Raw genomic sequence first — 18,752 nt, forward strand, 5'->3', positions numbered from 1 at the left:
TGTTGTGTTGGTCGTACCTTCAGTCGGCCACGGTACTCAGCCGCGCTGGCGCCGCTGCTTGATCTGCTCGCGGACCTCGGCCTCGTCGGCGTCACGGCGCCGGTTGGCCGCGGCCTTGCGCACGCCGTAGCCGAACGCGGCGACCTTCACCAGCGGGTTGGCCGCGGCCGCACTGACCACCGTGGACAGGTTCGCAACATTCGCGCTGACGTGCGACACGTTTTCGGTGATGGTGTCGATTCGCGCGAGCTGCATGTTGACCCCGTCGAGCGTCGTGTGCACCTGCGTCAGCGCGGTGTTCACGTTGTCGATCGTGGTATTGACCCGCTCCAGCATCGGCGTGGTCTGGTTGGCGGCGTCGCGCAGCGCACCGGTGGCCGCGTCGATCGTGTGCCGCGCGCGCAGGATGGGCACGGCCAGCACGAGGACGAGCACAAAGAAGCCACCCGACGCCACCAGCGCCGCGATACCGCCCAGGGACACGGTCACGCCGTTCCTCCTCAACCCGCATGAATGCGTGATTCCAACGGAGGAACCCTACCCTCCGTGATGCATTGCCGCGCTTCGACCGGCGCAGGATGTGCGCTTTCACTTCGCGCGGTTCACGGGCCGGGTTGCCCACCACCGCCGGGGTCGTAACTGATGCGGTTGAAAACTTTGATCGTCGTGACGGCCAGCGGGCAGATCGCCGTGGGTGCCGGACCGGGGTCGGCCTCGCCCGGCGCGGCCTCGGACGCCTTCGCCGACGGCTTCGCGGTCGGCGGCTTCGCGCCCGCGCTCGGGGGCGGCGCGGCGCTGATCGTCGGCCGGGCGCCCTTCACGTCGCACACGGCGGCGCGGACCCACAGGTCGAGCACGTACTCGTCGCGCTGCCAGCACGTCTCGATGCCGTCCACGCCCTCGGCCTGGCAATCTGGAATGCTCCACTCCACCCAGCCGGCGTCGCGCAGCTTGCCCACGAAGGCGCGGTTGGTCTCCTCGGGCCCGCGCGCGGACTCCCACGTACGCTGCCGGGACCGGCACTCGTTGATGCACCAGCGGCTGCCGACCGCCCCGTCGGTGGGGTTGCGAGCGGCCCACTCGGGCAGATCAAGATCATCGAGCTCCGCGAACACGGGGTCGCGCGAGAGCTCGCGGATGACGAAGAACGCGGCCGGGGCGCTGACGACGGCGAGCACCAGGAAAATGATCGTGAAGTATCGCAACTGCCGGACCCGCTTGACCTGAGCCCGCTGGAGCAGCCCGAACGGCGCGATCTGCGTCGTGGACTCCCAGTCGAACGCGGCCGGCGAGCTGGCTGTTCCCCGGTACGTGACCGGGTTGGGATCGAAGCGCGCGAGATCGACGAACGGCTTCGGCGGCGGGCCGTCGGGCTGGGTCCGGCCACCGGGGGCCCTCCCGTTGCCGAACTGGCCGCCACCCTGACCGCCGCCGGCACCGCCACGGCCGCCGGGTCCGCCCGGGCCACCCTGACCGCCTTGGCCACCTTGCCCGCCGCGGCCACGGGGCCCGCCCGAGCCGCCCTGACCCGCGCCGGGACCGCCACGGCCACCACGAGCGCCGGGGCCACGCTGGTCGTCGCCGGGGCGGGTGCCGCGACCGCCGGGCCCGTCCTGGCTGCCCTGGCTGCCCTGGCTGCCTGGGTTGCCTGGGTTGCCCTGCTTCCCCGCGGTGCCTGGGTTGCCCTGGCCGTTGCCAGGAGCGTCGGGGCCGCGGCGGCTCGGAGCCTCGGCGGGCATACCGGCGCGCACCTCACCGGAGCGTGCGTCGCCGCCACGGATCTCGCCGGTGCGCTGGTCACGGCCGCGCCCATCGCCGCCTCGGGAGTCGCCGCCGCGCTGGTCGGCTCCCCGCTGGTCGGAGCCGCGCTGATCGGCTCCGCGCAGGGCGCCGGTGCGCTGGTCGGGGCCGCGCACGTCACCGGCGCGCTGGTCCGGGCCGCGCACGTCACCGCCGCGCTGGTCCGGGCCGCGCACATCGCCGGCGCGCTGGTCGGGGCCGCGCACCTCGCCGGTCCGGGGGCCGCCGCCACGGACGTCGCCGCCGCGCACATCGCCGGTGCGCTGGTCGGGGGCTGGGCCGGGGTGGAAGGCGGCGGGCTCGTCGGGTTCGGCCGCGTGCCGACGGCCACCGCCACCGGCGGGACCGGCCGAACGGCGCCCGGCCGGCGGCTCGGTCTCGCCCCGCCGCGGCTCGGGCAGCGCGTGGGCGGCCCGGCGCCCGGCCGGCGGCTCGGCCTCGGTCTCGGGCGCACGCCGGCGCCCACCACCGGCCGGCGGCGCAGCGGGCGGCCCGGACGGCGCCGAGTCGGACGGAGCCAGCGTGGCCGCGGCGGTCGCTTCCCAGGCAGCGGCCATCTCACGAGCCGTACGGCGCCCGCGGGCCCCGCCGTCCCGGCGCGACTCTCCCTCGGCACCACCGACGGCCCGCGGCTCCCGCCACGGCTCCCGCGAGTCCGATGTGGACTCATGCCGCGGCTCCGCTCGCGATGCAGGCAAAGGCTCCGACGGGTGCGCGGGACGAGACCCGGACGTCGACTCCCGCCGCGGATCCGTGACGGCCTCACGACGGGAATCCACGGCCGGCTCACGCCAGGGCTCCGACGGATGCGCCGGACGAGACCCGGACGTCGACTCCCGCCGCGGATCGGCCGGCCGGGAGCCGGACGTGGACTCGCGCGCGGCTCCCCGGGGCGCGCGCCAGGCCTGCGTCGCGTCCGGGTTCGCCGCAGCCGCAGCCGCAGGCGGGGCGGCGACGGCCGGAGGCGGCGGCGGGGCGGCCTCGGTGGACTCGCGCAGCACATCGCGCGGGGGACGCCAGGTCGGCATCGCCTCCGTGACCGGCCCGGCGGCGGGCGCGGCGTCGCGCGGCACGCGCCAGGCCTGCGTCGGCTCGGCCGGCGGCGCGGGGACCTCGGCACGCGACCGGGACGAACGTGAGCGCCCGCCCGACCGGCCCGACAAAGGCTCGGCATCAGGCGCGCCGGCACCACCACCGGGACCGCCGCCACCAGGACCGCCCGGACCACCGCTGCCAGGACCACCGCTGCCAGGAGCGCCGCCACCGGGACCGCCGCGACCGAGACCACTGGAGCCAGGACCGCCGGGGCCGCCAGGAGCGCCGGGAGGGAAACCGCCGGGGTTGCCGGGAGGGAAACCGCCGGGGCCGGGGCCGGCGTTCGCCGGGGCGTCGCCGCGCGACTGCGGCGGCACCGCGCGGCGCGGATTCACCCCGTCGAGCACGTCCGCCGCGGCCGGCGCGCCGTAGCCGGGGGCCTGGGCGCCGAAGTCGTCCGCCGGGTCGTTGCCCACGCTGCGCAGCTCGGCCAGCCAGCCGAGTTCGTCCTCGCTCGAGCCTGGGTCGGCCTTGCCGCGGCCGCGCCGCTTCTTGGCCTCGTCTCGACCCGAACTCACCGGTGTCGCTCCTCCACGCTGCTGTTCGGCTCCGAAGCGTCACCTGCCCCGGAGGCTCCGGTCGCTGCGGTCCCCCGCACGATACGCCGCAGTTTGGGCAATCGTTCCGCCACGGCGCGCTCTGCGCCATGGCCCTTCGGGCGGTAGTACTCCCGGTCGCGAATCCCTTCCGGGGCGTACTCCTGCTGCACCACGCCACGCGGATCGTCGTGAGGGTATTTGTACCCCTTCCCGTGCCCGACCCGGCTCGCCCCCTTGTAGTGCGAATCGCGTAAATGCGCGGGAACCGCACCGCCGTGCCCGGAGCGGACGTCGGCCATGGCCGCGCCGATGGCCGCGACCACCGCGTTGGACTTCGGCGCGAGCGCGAGGTGGATCACGGCCTGGGCGAGGACGATCTGGACCTCGGGCAGCCCGACGTATTCGACGGCGTGCGCGGCGGCCGTCGCGATCGGCAGCGCGGTCGGGTCGGCCATGCCGATGTCCTCGCTGGCCGAGATGACCATGCGCCGGGCGATGAACCGGGCGTCCTCCCCCGCGGTGATCATACGGGCCAGGTAGTGCAGGGCCGCGTCGACGTCGGAGCCGCGGATGCTCTTGATGAAGGCGCTGACCACGTCGTAGTGCTCGTCGCCGTCGCGGTCGTAGCGCAGCGCCGCCACGTCCACGGCCCGCTCGGCGGTCGCGAGGTCGACGGTGGCCATGCCCTGCGCGATCGCCGCCCCCGCGGCCGCCTCGAGGGCCGTGAGCGCCTTGCGGACGTCGCCGCGGGCCAGCCGTACCAGATGCGCCTCCGCGTCGGCGTCGAGCGTCACGGCGCCGTCCAGCCCGCGGGCGTCGGTGACCGCGCGGTTCAGCAGCGCGCGCACGTCGTCGTCGGTGAGCGGCTGCAGGGTCAGCAGCACGCAGCGGGACAGCAGCGGGGAGATGACGGAGAAGTACGGGTTCTCGGTGGTGGCCGCGAGCAGCGTCACGGTGCGGTCCTCCACCGCGGCCAGCAACGAGTCCTGCTGGGTCTTGCTGAAGCGGTGCACCTCGTCGATGAACAGCACCGTGGGCGGCCCGCCGCGGCGGCGCTCCTTGCGGGCGGTGTCGATGACCGCGCGCACGTCCTTGACCCCGGCCGAGAGCGCCGACAGCGCGACGAAGTTCCGGTCGGTGGCCCCGGCGACGAGGTGCGCGATGGTGGTCTTGCCGGAGCCGGGCGGCCCCCAGAGGATCACCGACATCGGCGACGCGCCGCCGACGAGCTGGCGCAGCGGCGCGCCGGGGGCCAGCAGGTGCTGCTGGCCGACGAGCTCGTCGAGGCTGGCCGGGCGCATCCGGACCGCGAGCGGCGCGTCGGCCGCGACGTCGGTGAAGCCGCCGGTGGCGGCCGGGTCCCCGATCGGGGATTCCGGGCCGCCACCAGCTGGTTGAACCTCGAACAAGCCGTCCACGGCCCCCGACCCTACAGTCCGGAGCTCAGTTCGAGCGCTCGACCGGGACCTTCACGTCGGCGGGGACCGGGGCCTTGGGCTTGGCGTCGACGCCGGCCTCGGCCCGCTGCTCCTTGGTGATGGGGGTCGGCGCGCCGGTCAGCGGGTCGAAGCCGCCGCCGGTCTTCGGGAACGCGATGACCTCGCGGATCGACTCCGCGCCGGAGAGCAGCATGCAGATGCGGTCCCAGCCGAAGGCGATGCCGGCGTGCGGCGGCGGGCCGTACTTGAACGCCTCGAGCAGGAAGCCGAACTTGTCCGCCGCGTCCTCGGCGGTGATGCCGAGGATGTCGAACACGCGCCGCTGCACGTCGCCGCGGTGGATACGGACCGATCCGCCGCCGATCTCGTTGCCGTTGCAGACGATGTCGTACGCGTAGGCGAGCGCCTCGCCGGGCGACTCCTCGAACCGGTCGATCCACTCCCGGTTCGGCGAGGTGAACGGGTGGTGCACGGCCGTCCAGCCCTTGGCCCCGCCGCCGGTGCCGCCGGCCTCCGGGTCGGTGGGCTCGAACATCGGCGCGTCTACGATCCAGCAGAACGCCCACGCGCTCTCGTCCACGAGCTTGGCGCGCTTGGCGATCTCGACGCGGGCCGCGCCCAGCAGCTCCTGCGCCTCGCGCCGCTCGGTCGAGGCGGCGAAGAAGACCGCGTCGCCCGGCTTGGCGCCGACCGCGTCGGCCAGGCCGCCCAGGTGCTCGGCGGAGAGGTTCTTGGCGACCGGGCCGCGGGCCTCGCCGGTCTCGGCGTCGAGCACCACGTAGGCCAGGCCCTTCGCGCCGCGCGCCTTGGCCCAGTCCTGCCAGCCGTCGAGCTCCTTGCGGGTCTGCGCGGCGCCACCGGGCATCACGACCGCGCCCACGTAGCCGCCCGCGTCGATCGCGCCGGCGAAGACGCGGAACTCGGTGCCGCGCAGGTACTGCGTGAGCTCCGTCAGCTCCACCGAGTAGCGCAGGTCAGGCTTGTCGGAGCCGTAGCGCGCCAGGGCGTCGTGCCAGGTCAGGCGCGGAATCTCGCCGCTGATCTCGTGCCCGGCGAGGTCGGACCACAGCGCCCGGACGATCGACTCGCCGAGCTCGATGATGTCGTCCTGGGTCACGAACGACATCTCGATGTCGAGCTGGGTGAACTCGGGCTGGCGGTCGGCCCGGAAGCCCTCGTCGCGGTAGCAGCGGGCGATCTGGTAGTACCGCTCCAGGCCGCCGACCATGAGCAGCTGCTTGAACAGCTGCGGCGACTGGGGCAGCGCATACCAGGTGCCGGGCTGCAGCCGGACCGGCACCAGGAAGTCGCGGGCCCCCTCGGGCGTGGAGCGGGTCAGCGTCGGGGTCTCGACCTCGACGAAGTCCCGGTCGGCGAGCAGGTTGCGCGCGATCTGGTTGGCCCGGCTGCGCAGCTTCATGGCCTTGTGCGGCCCGGAGCGGCGCAGGTCGAGGTAGCGGTACCGGTAACGGACGTCGTCACTGACGGAGCTCTTCCCCTGCGATTCCCCGTCGTCGATCGGCAGGGGCAGCGGCGCGGCCTCCGAGAGCACCTCGAGGCCGGTGGCGACGACCTCGACCGCGCCGGTGGGCAGGTCGGGGTTCTCGTTGCCCTCGGGGCGCAGCCGCACCTCGCCGGTGACGAGCACGCAGTACTCGTTGCGCAGCGCGTGCGCGGCCTGCATCTCCTCGCGGAAGACGACCTGGACCACGCCCGAGGCGTCGCGCAGGTCGACGAAGATGACCCCGCCGTGGTCGCGGCGGCGGGCCACCCAGCCGGCCAGCGTCACGGTCGTTCCGGCGTCGGCGCCACGCAGGGTGCCGGACTCATGGGATCGGATCACGAGGTCTCCTTCGGCGAACTACGCAAAGTCACCCTCATTCTTTCACTGCAGTCTCGGCGCCATGTCCTCGGCCGGGGGGTTCCACTCCGCGCTCGTGGCGGGCACCTGCTCGCCGGAGCGGATGTCCTTGACCTGATCGCCGCCCTCGGCCGAGGCGCTGGCCGGGAACCACACGAACGGGATGCCCCGGCGCTCGGCGTAGCGGATCTGCTTGCCGAGCTTCGCGGGGACGGGGGCGACCTCGGTGGCGATCCCCCGGGCGCGCAGCTCGGCGGCGATGCGGTTGCTGGTCGCCCGCTCCTGCTCGCTCCACAGCGCGACGAGCACCGCGGTCGGGGTGGGGCGGCTGACGGCCAGCCCGCCGGCGTCGAAGAGCAGGCCGAGCAGGCGCGACACGCCGATGGAGATGCCCACGCCCGGGAAGACGTCCTTGCCCGCGCTGGCCAGGTTGTCGTACCGGCCGCCGGAGCAGATGGAGCCGTACTGCTCGTAGCCGACCAGCTCCGTCTCGTAGACGGTCCCGGTGTAGTAGTCGAGCCCGCGGGCGATCTTCAGGGTGGCCTCGACCAGGCCGGGACTGTGCTCCCGGGCCGTCTGCACGACCGCGGCGAGCTCGCCGACGCCCTCGTCGAGCAGCGGGTGCTCGACGCCGAGCGCGCGCACGGCGTCGGCGAAGGAGTCGTCCTGGGCCCGGATCTCGGCCAGCGCGAGGCACGCCTTGGCCTGCGCCTCGGTGCCGCCGGCCGCGACGATGAGCTGGGCGACGGCGTTCGGGCCGATCTTGTCCAGCTTGTCGACTATTCTGAGGATTTCCTCGGGGTCGCGCAGTCCGAGGCCGCGGTAGAAGCCCTCGCACAGCTTGCGGTTGTTCACCATGATCTTGACTGGAGGAATCGGCAGCGAGCGCAGCGCGTCGCCGATGACCAGCGGGATTTCGGCCTCATAGTGGGGCGGGAGGGTGTCGCGGTCGACGATGTCGATGTCGGCCTGCAGGAACTCGCGGTAGCGTCCGGCCTGTGGCTTCTCGCCCCGCCACACCTTCTGGATCTGGTAGCGCCGGAACGGGAACTGCAGCTTTCCGGCATTTTCAAGCACATAGCGGGCGAACGGAACGGTCAGATCGAAGTGCAACCCCAGGCTCACCTCGTCCTCGCCCTCGGCGGCCTGGAGGCGGCGGAGGGTGTATACCTCCTTGGAGGTCTCGCCCTTGCGCAGCAGCTGGTCGAGCGGCTCGACGGCCCGGGTCTCCAGCGAGGAGAAGCCGTAGAGCTCGAAGGTGCGGCGCAGCCGGTCGAGCACCTGCTGCTCGGCGATGCGCTGCGCGGGGAGCCACTCCGGGAAGCCGGACAGCGGCGTGGGTCGGGTCATCGGTGTCTACCAGCCTTTACGCGGCGCCTCGAGCGCCTCACGGAGATAGGGGTTGCGGGCCCGCTCGCGGCCGATGGTCGTCTCGGGGCCGTGCCCGGGCAGCACGACGGTCTCGTCGGGCAGCGTCAGCACCTTGTCCCGCAGGCTCGCCATCATCTGCCGCATGCTCCCGCCGGGCAGGTCGGTGCGGCCGATCGAGTCGCGGAAGAGCACGTCGCCGGAGAAGCACAGCCGGTCGTCGCCGTCGCCGCCGCGGAACATCACCGAGCCGCGGGTGTGCCCCGGCGCGTGGTCGACCGTCAGCTCCAGCCCGGCGATCTTGAGCACCAGGCCGTCCTCCAGCGGCGCCACGTCCTCGGGCTCGGTCCACGTCAGCCGGCCGCCGAACAGCGCCGTGAGGTCCGTGCTCAGGCCCTTGGTGGGGTCGGCGAGCATCTCGGCGTCGTCGGGGTGGATGTACGCGGTGATCCCGCGCGCGCCGCAGACCGGCGTCACGGAGAACGTGTGGTCGAGGTGGCCATGGGTGAGCAGCACCGCGGCGGGCTGGAGACGATGCTCGGCCAGCACCTCGTCGAGGCGGTCCGTCACCCCGATGCCCGGGTCGATGACCACGCACTGCTCGCCCGGCCCGGGGGCCACCACGAAGCAGTTGGTCCCGAACGCCTCGGCCGGGAACCCGGCAACCAGCACGGCGGCGCTCCTCACTGTCGATGTCCCGTTCACGCGCAGGTAAACCCTATCCGGAGGTCAGGCCCAGCGAACCGTGACCGGGCGGCGACCCGCATTGCTGGTTCTACCCGTACACTCTGGCGGGCGTGTGACGTGGCACCCAAATGTATTTTCCTGGAGGGGAGCACAGGTGGCTTCCAGTAAGAGCCGGCAGCGCGCTCTGGCGCGGGCCAAGACCGAGCGGCAGATTGCCCGGAGGGCGGCCGCGGCGCGGCGCCGCCGTCAGTGGCAGGCGGGCATCGGCACGGCCGTGGTGCTCGTGTTGCTGGTCGTGGTCGTGATCTGGAAGACCGGCGGCTTCTCTCCCGCCCCGGCCGTGGCCGCGGACTGTGCGTACACGTCCGTCGACCCGGCCGCAGGCATCGTCGACGTCGGCAAGCCGCCGGTGAAGGACGTCGTGAAGAACGGCGTCGAGACGATGACGATCACGCTCGGCCAGGGCACGGTGACCGCCAAGCTCGACCCGAGCAAGGCGCCGTGCACCGTGAACAGCTTCCGGTACCTGGCGGGCAAGAAGTTCTTCGACAACACGACCTGCCACCGTTCGACGGACACCATCCTGCAGTGCGGCGACCCGTCCGGCACCGGCAGCGGCGGCCCGGCGTACCGGTTCCCGGACGAGAACCTCCCGTCGCCGAGCGCCCCGTCGGCCGACCCGAGCACGCCCGGCGACGCCTCCGCCCCCGCGGCGAACACCGCGCTGTACCCGGCCGGCACGCTGGCGATGGCCAACTCCGGCGCGAACACCAACAGCAGCCAGTTCTTCCTGGTCTTCAAGGACCAGCAGTTCCCGCCGAACTACACGGTCTTCGGCACGATCGTGGGCGGCCTCGACGTGCTGCAGAAGATCGGCGCGGCCGGCAACGACGGCTCGATCCAGGCCGGCGGCGGCAAGCCCAACCAGGAAGTGAAGATCAGCTCGCTGACCGTCACCGACCAGGCGCCGCCGGAGCCCGAGCCCGTCCCCTCCACGAGCGGGGCGGCCTCGACCCCCGCCTCCGCCGCGCCGTCGGCCGGCGCCTCCAGCAGCTCCTGAAGCGTGAAGTCCACCCCATCCCTGTTGAGCAAGGAGTACCAACCGTGAGCACCAACCGGGACCGTCAGCGCGCCGCGGCGCGTTCGCGGCTGGAACGGGAGATGGCCGACCGGGCCGAGCAGTCCCGACTCCGGCGCCGTAGGAACACGACGATCGCCGCCGGGGCGGGTGCCCTGGTCGTGGTGCTCATCGCGGCCTGGTTGGTGGTCGCGCTGACCGGCGGCGACGAGAAGAAGGACGCGGCCTCGGCGAACCCGTCGGGCTCGGCGGGCGCACCGGGAGCCTGTGCCTGGCAGCCGCTGGTCAACCCGAGCGCGAGCGCGGCGCCGGACCCGGAGCTGGCGAAGAACACCAAGGACGTGGGCAAGCCCCCGACCACGGGTGAGGCGCGCACCGGCACCCAGACGATGACGCTGGACACGAGCGTCGGCACGATCAAGATCGAGGTCGACACCGCCCACGCCCCGTGCACGGCGGAAAGTTTCACCTACCTGGCCAGCAAGAAGTTCTTCGACAACACCACCTGCCACCGCCTGGTGCTGCAGAGCATCTACGTGCTGCAGTGCGGCGACCCGTTCGGCACCGGCTACGGCGGCCCCTCCTACCGCTACGCCGAGGAGAACCTGCCGACCGGCAAGCGCCCGGCCTACGGCGAGGGCGTCGTGGCGATGGCGAACAACGGCCAGCCGGCCTCGACCGGCAGCCAGTTCTTCATCGTCTACAAGGACATCGCCCAGCTCGACGCGAACTACACGGTCGTCGGCAAGGTGACCGAGGGCCTGGACCTGGTCAAGAAGGTCGCGGAGGCCGGCGTGGTGCCGGACCCGTCGGCGCCGGCCGCGGACCCGTCCGCGGGGCCGAGCGAGGGCAAGCCGAAGACCGAGGTGCGCATCAAGAGCCTGACGATGAGCGCCCCGACCCCGTAAGTTCCGCAAGCGACAGGGCCGCCCACCGAATCCGGTGGGCGGCCCTCGTCGTATCCGCCGTGCGTCAGGCGCCGGACGTGACGCGGTAGGCGTCGTAGACGCCGTCGATGCGCCGGACGGCCGCCAGCAGGTGGTTGAGGTGCTTGGGGTCGGCCATCTCGAAGCTGAAGCGGCTGATGGCCACCCGGTCCCGCGTGGTCGTGACCGTGGCCGAGAGGATGTTGACCTTCTCGTCGGACAGGACCCGGGTCACGTCGGCCAGGAGCTTGTGGCGGTCGAGCGCCTCCACCTGGATGGCCACGAGGAACGTCGAGGCGCTCGTGGGCTTCCAGCTGACCTCCAGGACCCGCTCCGGCTGCTCCTTGAGGTCCGCCGCGTTCGCGCAGTCGTCGCGGTGGACGGAGACGCCGCCGGAGCGGGTGACGAAGCCGAAGACGGCGTCGCCCGGCACCGGGGTGCAGCAGCGCGCCAGCTTGATCCACACGTCGTCGACGCCGAGGACCTCGACGCCGGGGTCGGTGGCGGCGGTCCGGGCGCGGGCCGGCCGGGTCGGGATGGCGGTCTCGGCGATGTCCTCGACCGCGCCCTCCTCGCCGCCGTAGCCCTGCACGAGGCGCTGCACGATCGACTGGGCCGAGGCCTGCCCGTCGCCGACGGCGGCGTAGAGGGCGGCCACGTCGGCGAGGTGCAGCTCCCGGGCGATCGTCATCAGCGACTCGGACGTGAGCAGGCGCTGCAGCGGCAGACCCTGCTTGCGCATGGCCTTGACGATCGCCTCCTTGCCGGCCTCGATCGCCTCCTCGCGGCGCTCCTTGTTGAAGTACTGCCGGATCTTGGTCCGGGCCCGCGGGCTCTTGACGAAGCCGAGCCAGTCCTGGGTCGGGCCGGCCGTCTCGGACTTCGAGGTGAAGATCTCGATGACGTCGCCGTTGGACAGCGTGCTCTCCAGCGGCACGAGCTTGCCGTTGACGCGGGCGCCGATGCACTTGTGGCCGACCTCGGTGTGCACGGCGTAGGCGAAGTCGACGGGCGTCGAGCCGGTGGGCAGCGCGATCACGTCGCCCTTCGGCGTGAAGACGTAGACCTCCTGGCTCGACAGGTCGAACCGCAGCGCGTCGAGGAACTCGCTCGGGTCGCTCGCCTCGCGCTGCCAGTCCAGCAGCTGCCGCAGCCAGGTCATCTCGTCGATGTGCGCGGGCGGGCCGGCGATCGTGGCGTTCTTGGTCTCCTTGTAGCGCCAGTGCGCGGCGATGCCGTATTCGGCCGTGCGGTGCATCGCGTAGGTGCGGATCTGCAGCTCGACGGGCTTGCCGGTGGGTCCGATGACCGTCGTGTGCAGCGACTGGTACATGTTGAACTTCGGCATGGCGATGTAGTCCTTGAACCGGCCCGGGACGGGCTGCCAGTTCGCGTGGATCACGCCGAGGGCCGCGTAGCAGTCGCGCACGGTGTCGACCAGGATGCGCACGCCGACCAGGTCGTAGATGTCGCCGAAGTCGCGGCCGCGGACGATCATCTTCTGGTAGACGGAGTACAGGTGCTTCGGCCGCCCGGTCGTCTCCGACTTGATCTTGGCGGCCTTGAGGTCGTTGGCGACCTTCTGGGTCACGGTGCGCAGCAGCGAGTCGCGCTGCGGGGTGTGCTCGGCGATGAGCCGGCTGATCTCGTCGAAGCGCTTGGGGAACAGCGTGCGGAACGCCAGGTCCTCCAGCTCCCACTTGATCGTGTTCATGCCCAGCCGGTGCGCGAGCGGGGCCAGGATCTCCAGCGTCTCCTTGGCCTTCTGCTCCTGCTTGGGCCGCGGCAGGAAGGTCAGGGTGCGCATGTTGTGCAGCCGGTCGGCGAGCTTGATCACCAGCACCCGCGGGTCCTTGGCCATCGCGACGACCATCTTGCGGATGGTCTCGGCCTTGGCCGCGTCGCCGAGCTTCACCTTGTCGAGCTTCGTCACGCCGTCGACGAGCAGCGTGACCTCGCCGCCGAAGTCGACCTGCATGCGCTCGATCGTGTATTCGGTGTCCTCGATCGTGTCGTGCAGCAGGGCGGCCACCAGCGTGGTGGTGTCCATGCCCAGGTCGGCGAGGATGGTGGCGACCGCGAGCGGGTGCGTGATGTAGGGGTCGCCGGACTTGCGGTACTGCCCCTTGTGGAAGTGCTCCGCCATGTCGTAGGCGCGCTGGAGCAGCCGCACGTCGGCCTTCGGGTGGCTGGCCTTGTGCTGGGCGATGAGCGGCTCCAGCACCTCGCTGACGGAGGGGCTCTGCCACGGCGCGTTGAAGCGGGCCAGGCGGGCCCGCACGCGGCGGCCCGTGGGCGCGGACCCGACGAGGCCGGCCATGGCGCCTGTGACCCCGCTGGCGGCGTCGGTCAGGTCCTCGGTGTCCTCGTTGAGGATCTCCTCGGGCGTGCGGCGCGGGGGCTGCTGGTCGGTTGCGCGGCGCTGGGGCGCACCGGGCGGCGTCGGGAACTGCAGCACCACGCCGCCGGCCTCCGCCGTCTCCGGCGGGGTCGACTCGCGGACGTCCTGCGGTTCATCCTGCACGTGGTCGACCGTACCCTCAATGGGGGGTGCGATGTCGCCGGTCACCGGCCGCTCCTCATCGCCGACAACGTTCCGAACCGCAAGCTTACCCGTCCGGGCCGACATTTCCCGTCAGCGGAAGGGCCGGGAAAACGGAGCACCAGCCCCCGTGAGCGGCCCTCAGACGGTCAACAGGGCATGAACCGGACGTGGCGCGAGTCTCTGCCGCCCCTCCAGGAACGACAGCTCCAGCAGGACGCTGAAGCCGCTGACCGCCCCGCCGGCGCGCTCGACCAGCCCGAGGGTGGCCGCGGCGGTGCCGCCGGTGGCGAGCACGTCGTCGACGACGAGCACCCGCTCCCCCGCGATGAACGCGTCGGCGTGCACCTCCAGGGCCGCCTCGCCGTACTCCAGCGCGTAGGACGCCGAGACGGTGGCGCGGGGCAGCTTGCCGGCCTTGCGGACGGGTACGACACCCTTGCCCGTCGCGTAGGCGATCGCCGCGGCGATGACGAACCCGCGCGCCTCGATGCCGGCCACGACGTCGAAGCTCTCCTCGCCGTGCTCGGCGATGATCGCGTCGACGGCGGCCGCGAACGCCGGACCGTCGGCGAACAGCGGCATGAGGTCCTTGAACACGATCCCCGGCTTCGGGAAGTCCGGCACGTCGAGGACCTTGCTCGCGACCAGCTCGGCGATGTCCACGGCGCTCCTCACCCAGAAAACGTCAACGGGCGCCGCGAGGACCGCGGCGCCCGTTGATTTTGGCAGTTGACCGGCTACCGCCGACCGCCGCCCCCTGCGGGACGGCCGCCCGCGCGCGGGCGCTTGCCCTGGCCGGGCCGCGCCGCCGGGCGAGCCCCCGGACGAGGGGCCGCACCGGCGAGCTCGGAGCGCTCGACCGCCTTCGCCGGGCCGCCGATCGGCACCCCGTCGCTGTCGCGGGCCGGGCCGGCCACGCGGGTCGCCGCCTCCTTGGCCTGCGCGGCGCGCTTGGCCTTGACCCGGTTGGCGTGCTGCTGCAGCCGCGGCTCGCGGCTCTTGAGCTCGGCCAGCACCGGGGTGGCGAAGAAGATCGACGAGTACACCGCGACGCCCATGCCGATGAAGAGCACGAGACCGAGGTCCTTCAGCGTGCCGGCGCCCAGCAGACCGGCGCCGATGAAGAGCAGGCCGCCGACGGGCAGCAGCGCGACCAGACCGGTGTTGATGGAGCGCATCAGGGTCTGGTTGACCGCGAGGTTGGCCGCCTCGGAGTAGGTCGACGTGCTCGAGCCCGTGATGCCGCGGGTGTTCTCCTGCACCTTGTCGAACACCACGACGACGTCGTAGAGCGCGAAACCGAGGATCGTCAGGAAGCCGATGACCGTGGACGGGGTGACCTCGAAGCCGACGAGCGAGTACACGCCGCCGGTGAGGATCAGGTCCAGCAGCAGCGAGGCGATCGCGGCGACGGCCATCCGCCACTCGAAGCGCGCGACGAGGTAGACCAGCACCGCGGCGAGGAAGATCGCGAGGCTCAGCGCGGCCTTGTTGGTGACCTGGCCGCCCCACGAGGTGCTCACCGCGCTGTCGGAGATCTGGCTCGCGTCGATCCCGAAGGCCTTCGCGACCGAGTCCTTGATCTCGGTCTGGCGCTGGGCGTCGTTGACCAGCTCGGTCTTGATGATGTACTGGCTGTCGCCGACGGTCTGGCCGGTCTTGACCTCGACCCCGGCATTGCCGAACGCCTTCTCGACCTGGTCCAGCGTGCCCACCTTGACCGGCACGTTGTACTGGTTGCCGCCCTCGAACTCGATGCCGAGGGTGAAACCGCGGATGAGCATGCTCGCGATCGCGATGATGATCGCGACGGCGGCGACGGTGAACCACAGCTTGCGGCGGCCGACGATGTCGACGCCGGCCTCACCGCGGTAGAGCCGGGCTGCGATGCCACTGGCGCTCATCGTCAGGCCTCCTTCGGGCGGTTACGACGGGTGGTGGGCGCCGCGTCGGTGGTGGATCGCTGTTCGAGCACGCGGCCGAGACCGCTGACCCGCGGCGACAAGAACGCCTTGCTGCGGGCGAAGAGCGTCATGATCGGGTGACGGAAGAGGAACACGACCACGAGGTCGAGGATCGTCGCGACGCCCAGCGCGAAGGCGAAGCCCTTCACCGAGCCGATCGAGACGAAGTACAGGATCGCGGCGGCCAGCAGCGTGATCGTGTTGGCCGAGATGATCGTGCGGCGGGCCCGCACCCAGGCGCGCGGTACGGCGCTGCGCGGACTCCTCCCGTCGCGGATCTCGTCCTTGAGCCGCTCGAAGTAGATGACGAAGGAGTCCGCCGCCACGCCGAGCGAGACGATGAATCCGGCGAAGCCGGCGAGGCTCAGCGTGAAGCCGATCCAGCGGCCCAGGATGATCAGCGACATGAAGACCAGCACGCCGGAGAGCACCAGGCTCAGCATGATGACGCCGCCGAGGAGCCGGTAGTAGAAGAACGAGTAGAGCACGACCAGCAGCAGGCCGATGCCGGCGGCGAGCAGGCCGGCCTCCAGGTGCGAGCTGCCCAGCGTGGCGGAGATGCTCTGCGCGTCCTGCGAGGTGAACGACAGGGGCAGCGCGCCGTACTGCAGCTGGCTGGCCAGCAGCTGGGCCTCGGTCTTCGTGAAGGTGCCGCTGATCTCGGCGTCACCCGGGATGACGTTCTGGATCGTCGGGGCCGACACGACCTCGTTGTCGAGCACCACGGCGACCTGCTTGCTGTCCTGGCCGTTGTTGTAGGCCACGCGGGTCAGGTCGGTCCAGCGGTTCTGCCCGTCGCTGTGGAAGGACAGGTTGACCGTCCACTTGCCGTTCTGCGAGTTGATGCCCGAGCTCGCGCTCGACACGTCGGTGCCGAGCACCTTCGCGGCGTCGAGCTGGTATTTCACGCCCGGCCCGCACGCGACCGCGGGCTCGTCGGCCTTGCTGATCGAGCCGACCGGCCGGTGGTTGAGCTTGTCGCAGGTGACGTACGGGATGTTGTACTGCATCGACGCCGGCAGCACCGCGACCTCGGCCGGCGACAGGTCCTTGAAGCCCTTGTAGGTCTCGGCCTTGGCGGCGTCCTGGGAGAAGTCGACCGGCGCCTGCTCGGCCATGGCCGCGGCCCAGACACTCGCGCCCAGCTTCTTCTGCACCGCGGCGCGCTGCGTGGCGATGTCCGGCGCGAGGGACTCCGACGCCGAGGCCGACGCGCCCGCACCGGCGGCCGCGGACTCCGACGGCTTCGCGCTCGGCGCGGCGCTCGTCGCCGTCGGGGTGGCGGAAGGCTTCCCGGTCGCCGAGGCGTTCGCCGACGCCGGGGCCGACGCGCCCGTGGAGGCGGGCGCCGACGCCGGCGCCGAGGGCGAGGCCGAGGGGTTGGTCGCGCCCGTGTCGCCGGTCTGCCCGGTCACCATGCGGAAGCGCAGCTCGGCGGTCTGGCCGATCTGCTTGAGCCGGTCGTCGCTCTTGCCCGGCAGGGAGACGACGATGTTGTTGCTGCCCTCGACGACGACCTCGGCCTCGGCGACACCCAGGCCGTTGACCCGCTGGTCGATGATGCGGCGGGCGGTCTCCATCTGATCCTGGGTGGGCGGCTTGTTGCCCTCCAGGTTCTGGGCCTGCAGCGTGACCGTGGTCCCGCCGATCAGATCAAGGCCGAGCTTGGGCTCGAGCCGGTCGCGCCAGCCACCCTTGCCGCCGAACCATACGATGGCGGCGAGGATGATGAAGATGGCGGCAAGCACGGCGAGCTGGCGGCTCGGGCGCATCGGTGCCTGAGGTTGTGCCACGGCTGTCGGGTCTCCCTACACGACGCCGGCGGAGGTCGCGCGGCGTGAATGTTTCACATAGCGGGCAGCGAGCGGGGCTTTCAGTCGGTGTCCGACGGAGGCGCGGACTCCTCGTCGGCGGGGGGCTCGTCCTCCGTCGCCGCCTTCCGGTTCACCTTGCCGATCGCGGCCCGGGCGTACTTGGCGGTGACACCCGGGGCGATCTCGAGCATGACGGTGTCGGCATCGACCTCGGTGACGATGCCGTAGAGGCCGCCGACCGTCACCACCTCGTCGCCGATGCCCATCGTGGACTGCATGCTCTCGACCTCGCGGCGGCGCTTCTGCTGCGGGCGGATCATGAGGAAATACACGAAGGCGGCGAAGGCAACGACGACCAGAAGCGGGAGCGCCGAGCTGCCGCCCGAGGACTCCGCGGCGTAATCCACGATTTATGGCCTTCCCGATCAAGGTGTCTGATGTCCGCGCAGCGGATCGCGGCGAGTCTAGTCGGTGTGTCGGAAACCACGATGACCGGCGTCCGTCACGGTCCGATCACAAATCGAATAGACCGGGCGTTTGGGACAAGCCGCCCGCGGATTTTCCGCCCTCGACGGTACCAGCGGGCCCTGGGATGCCAAGATGCTGCCAGGCGCTCGCCGTGGCGATCCGGCCACGGGGCGTGCGCGCCATGAGCCCCGAGCGTAGCAGGAACGGCTCGCACACCTCCTCCACCGTGTCCGGCTGCTCACCGACGGCCACCGCGAGGGTGGACAGCCCCACCGGCCCGCCGCCGTGGCGCAGCAGGGCCAGCAGCACCGACCGGTCGAGCCGGTCCAGGCCCAGCTCGTCGACGTCGTACACCCGCAGCGCCGCCCGGGCCGCGGCGATGTCCACGATCCCGTCCGCCCGCACCTCGGCATAGTCGCGGACCCGCCGCAGGAGGCGGTTGGCGATGCGGGGCGTCCCCCGGGAGCGCCGCCCGATCTCGACCGCCCCGTCCTGGGTGATCGGCACGTCGAGGATGCGGGCCGAGCGCGAGATGATCTGCTCGAGCTCCTCCGGGTCGTAGAAGTCCAGCTGGCCGACGAAGCCGAAGCGGTCCCGCATCGGGCCGGTGAGCAGTCCGCTGCGGGTCGTGGCGCCGACCAGCGTGAAGGGCTCCACGTCGAGCGGGATGGCGGTCGCGCCCGGGCCCTTGCCGACCACGACGTCGACGCGGAAGTCCTCCATCGCGCTGTAGAGCAGCTCCTCCGCCGGCCGCGCGATGCGGTGGATCTCGTCGATGAACAGCACGTCACCCCGGCTGAGGCTGGTCAGCACGGCGGCGAGGTCGCCGGCCCGCTCGATGGCCGGGCCGCTGGTCATGCGCAGCCCGGCCCCCAGCTCGGCGGCGACGATCATGGCCATCGTGGTCTTGCCGAGGCCGGGCGGGCCGGAGAGCAGGATGTGGTCGGGCGGGCTGCCGCGGCGCAGTGCGCTCTGCAGCAGCAGTTCGAGCTGCTCGCGGACCCGGTGCTGGCCGATCAGCTCCCCGAGGCGCTTGGGCCGCACGCTCTGGTCGGCCGCGAGGTCCTCGTCGGAGGCGAACGCGCTGACCAAAGGATCGGTCATGACGCCCCCGCTTCGCTGCGGCGCCGTGCCTGTGACGAAGCTCCTGGATGAGCGGCCCCTCCGC

General features: G+C 72.0%; 14 protein-coding genes. 2 read left to right on the forward strand and 12 right to left on the reverse strand.

Annotation, left to right across the window (positions count from 1 at the left end; translation table 11 throughout):
• Positions 1-36 precede the first annotated feature (36 nt).
• From ACQP2P_RS35725 to ACQP2P_RS35750, 6 genes are all read right to left on the reverse strand, one after another.
• Positions 37-483 (reverse strand): DUF948 domain-containing protein, encoded by a 447-nt coding sequence (locus tag ACQP2P_RS35725; RefSeq protein WP_433619399.1) that lies wholly within the window; start codon positions 481-483, stop codon positions 37-39.
• Between the two features lie 119 nt (positions 484-602).
• The gene (locus tag ACQP2P_RS35730) at positions 603-2,357 is read right to left on the reverse strand and encodes a hypothetical protein (protein WP_433608520.1); all 1,755 of its coding nucleotides are present in this window, start codon (positions 2,355-2,357) and stop codon (positions 603-605) included.
• Positions 2,358-3,409: 1,052 nt separating this feature from the next.
• Entirely contained in the window at positions 3,410-4,843 is a 1,434-nt protein-coding gene (locus ACQP2P_RS35735; RefSeq protein WP_433619401.1) for a replication-associated recombination protein A, read from the reverse strand.
• A gap of 34 nt (positions 4,844-4,877) precedes the next feature.
• Entirely contained in the window at positions 4,878-6,716 is a 1,839-nt protein-coding gene (gene aspS, locus ACQP2P_RS35740; RefSeq protein WP_433608522.1) for an aspartate--tRNA ligase, read from the reverse strand.
• 42 nt (positions 6,717-6,758) lie between these two features.
• Entirely contained in the window at positions 6,759-8,084 is a 1,326-nt protein-coding gene (gene hisS / locus ACQP2P_RS35745) for a histidine--tRNA ligase (RefSeq protein WP_433608524.1), read from the reverse strand.
• A 6-nt stretch (positions 8,085-8,090) separates the two neighbouring features.
• Positions 8,091-8,774, reverse strand: coding sequence for an MBL fold metallo-hydrolase (locus tag ACQP2P_RS35750; RefSeq protein WP_433608526.1), 684 nt, complete (start codon positions 8,772-8,774; stop codon positions 8,091-8,093).
• Positions 8,775-8,943: 169 nt separating this feature from the next.
• On the opposite strand from ACQP2P_RS35750, the gene ACQP2P_RS35755 reads away from it, so the two are divergent.
• Together ACQP2P_RS35755 and ACQP2P_RS35760 are read left to right on the forward strand one after the other, a co-directional pair.
• Positions 8,944-9,849, forward strand: a complete 906-nt coding sequence (locus ACQP2P_RS35755) for a peptidylprolyl isomerase (protein ID WP_433608528.1) — start codon at positions 8,944-8,946, stop codon at positions 9,847-9,849.
• Positions 9,850-9,893: 44 nt separating this feature from the next.
• Positions 9,894-10,775, forward strand: a complete 882-nt coding sequence (locus ACQP2P_RS35760; RefSeq protein ID WP_433608530.1) for a peptidylprolyl isomerase — start codon at positions 9,894-9,896, stop codon at positions 10,773-10,775.
• Between the two features lie 64 nt (positions 10,776-10,839).
• Here the strand turns inward: ACQP2P_RS35760 and ACQP2P_RS35765 are convergent, their stop codons facing one another.
• The 6 genes from ACQP2P_RS35765 to ruvB all read right to left on the reverse strand — a co-directional run bounded on the left by ACQP2P_RS35765 (position 10,840) and on the right by ruvB (position 18,688).
• Positions 10,840-13,317 (reverse strand): RelA/SpoT family protein, encoded by a 2,478-nt coding sequence (locus tag ACQP2P_RS35765; RefSeq protein ID WP_433608532.1) that lies wholly within the window; start codon positions 13,315-13,317, stop codon positions 10,840-10,842.
• A 159-nt stretch (positions 13,318-13,476) separates the two neighbouring features.
• Positions 13,477-14,013, reverse strand: a complete 537-nt coding sequence (locus ACQP2P_RS35770) for an adenine phosphoribosyltransferase (RefSeq protein WP_433608534.1) — start codon at positions 14,011-14,013, stop codon at positions 13,477-13,479.
• Positions 14,014-14,075: 62 nt separating this feature from the next.
• Positions 14,076-15,242: a protein translocase subunit SecF gene (gene secF, locus ACQP2P_RS35775; protein WP_433608536.1), complete on the reverse strand. Its 1,167-nt coding sequence runs from the start codon at positions 15,240-15,242 to the stop codon at positions 14,076-14,078.
• Positions 15,243-15,244: 2 nt separating this feature from the next.
• The gene (gene secD, locus ACQP2P_RS35780; protein WP_433608538.1) at positions 15,245-17,095 is read right to left on the reverse strand and encodes a protein translocase subunit SecD; all 1,851 of its coding nucleotides are present in this window, start codon (positions 17,093-17,095) and stop codon (positions 15,245-15,247) included.
• Positions 17,096-17,175: 80 nt separating this feature from the next.
• Positions 17,176-17,523 (reverse strand): preprotein translocase subunit YajC, encoded by a 348-nt coding sequence (gene yajC, locus ACQP2P_RS35785; protein WP_433608540.1) that lies wholly within the window; start codon positions 17,521-17,523, stop codon positions 17,176-17,178.
• A 106-nt stretch (positions 17,524-17,629) separates the two neighbouring features.
• A complete protein-coding gene (gene ruvB / locus ACQP2P_RS35790; RefSeq protein ID WP_433608542.1) occupies positions 17,630-18,688 on the reverse strand; it encodes a Holliday junction branch migration DNA helicase RuvB in 1,059 nt (352 codons plus the stop codon).
• Between the last annotated feature and the right edge of the window lie 64 nt (positions 18,689-18,752).

This window comes from Dactylosporangium sp. CA-139114, assembly GCF_050955725.1.
Taxonomy (GTDB): Bacteria; Actinomycetota; Actinomycetes; order Mycobacteriales; family Micromonosporaceae; genus Dactylosporangium.

Bases quoted from the DNA above. Each gene is read 5' to 3' on its own strand.
- hisS (WP_433608524.1), bottom strand. From the start codon at position 8,084: ATGACCCGACCCACGCCGCTGTCCGGCTTCCCGGAGTGGCTCCCCGCG.
- ruvB (WP_433608542.1), bottom strand. From the start codon at position 18,688: ATGACCGATCCTTTGGTCAGCGCGTTCGCCTCCGACGAGGACCTCGCG.
- secF (WP_433608536.1), bottom strand. From the start codon at position 15,242: ATGAGCGCCAGTGGCATCGCAGCCCGGCTCTACCGCGGTGAGGCCGGC.
- ACQP2P_RS35730 (WP_433608520.1), bottom strand. From the start codon at position 2,357: ATGGCCGCTGCCTGGGAAGCGACCGCCGCGGCCACGCTGGCTCCGTCC.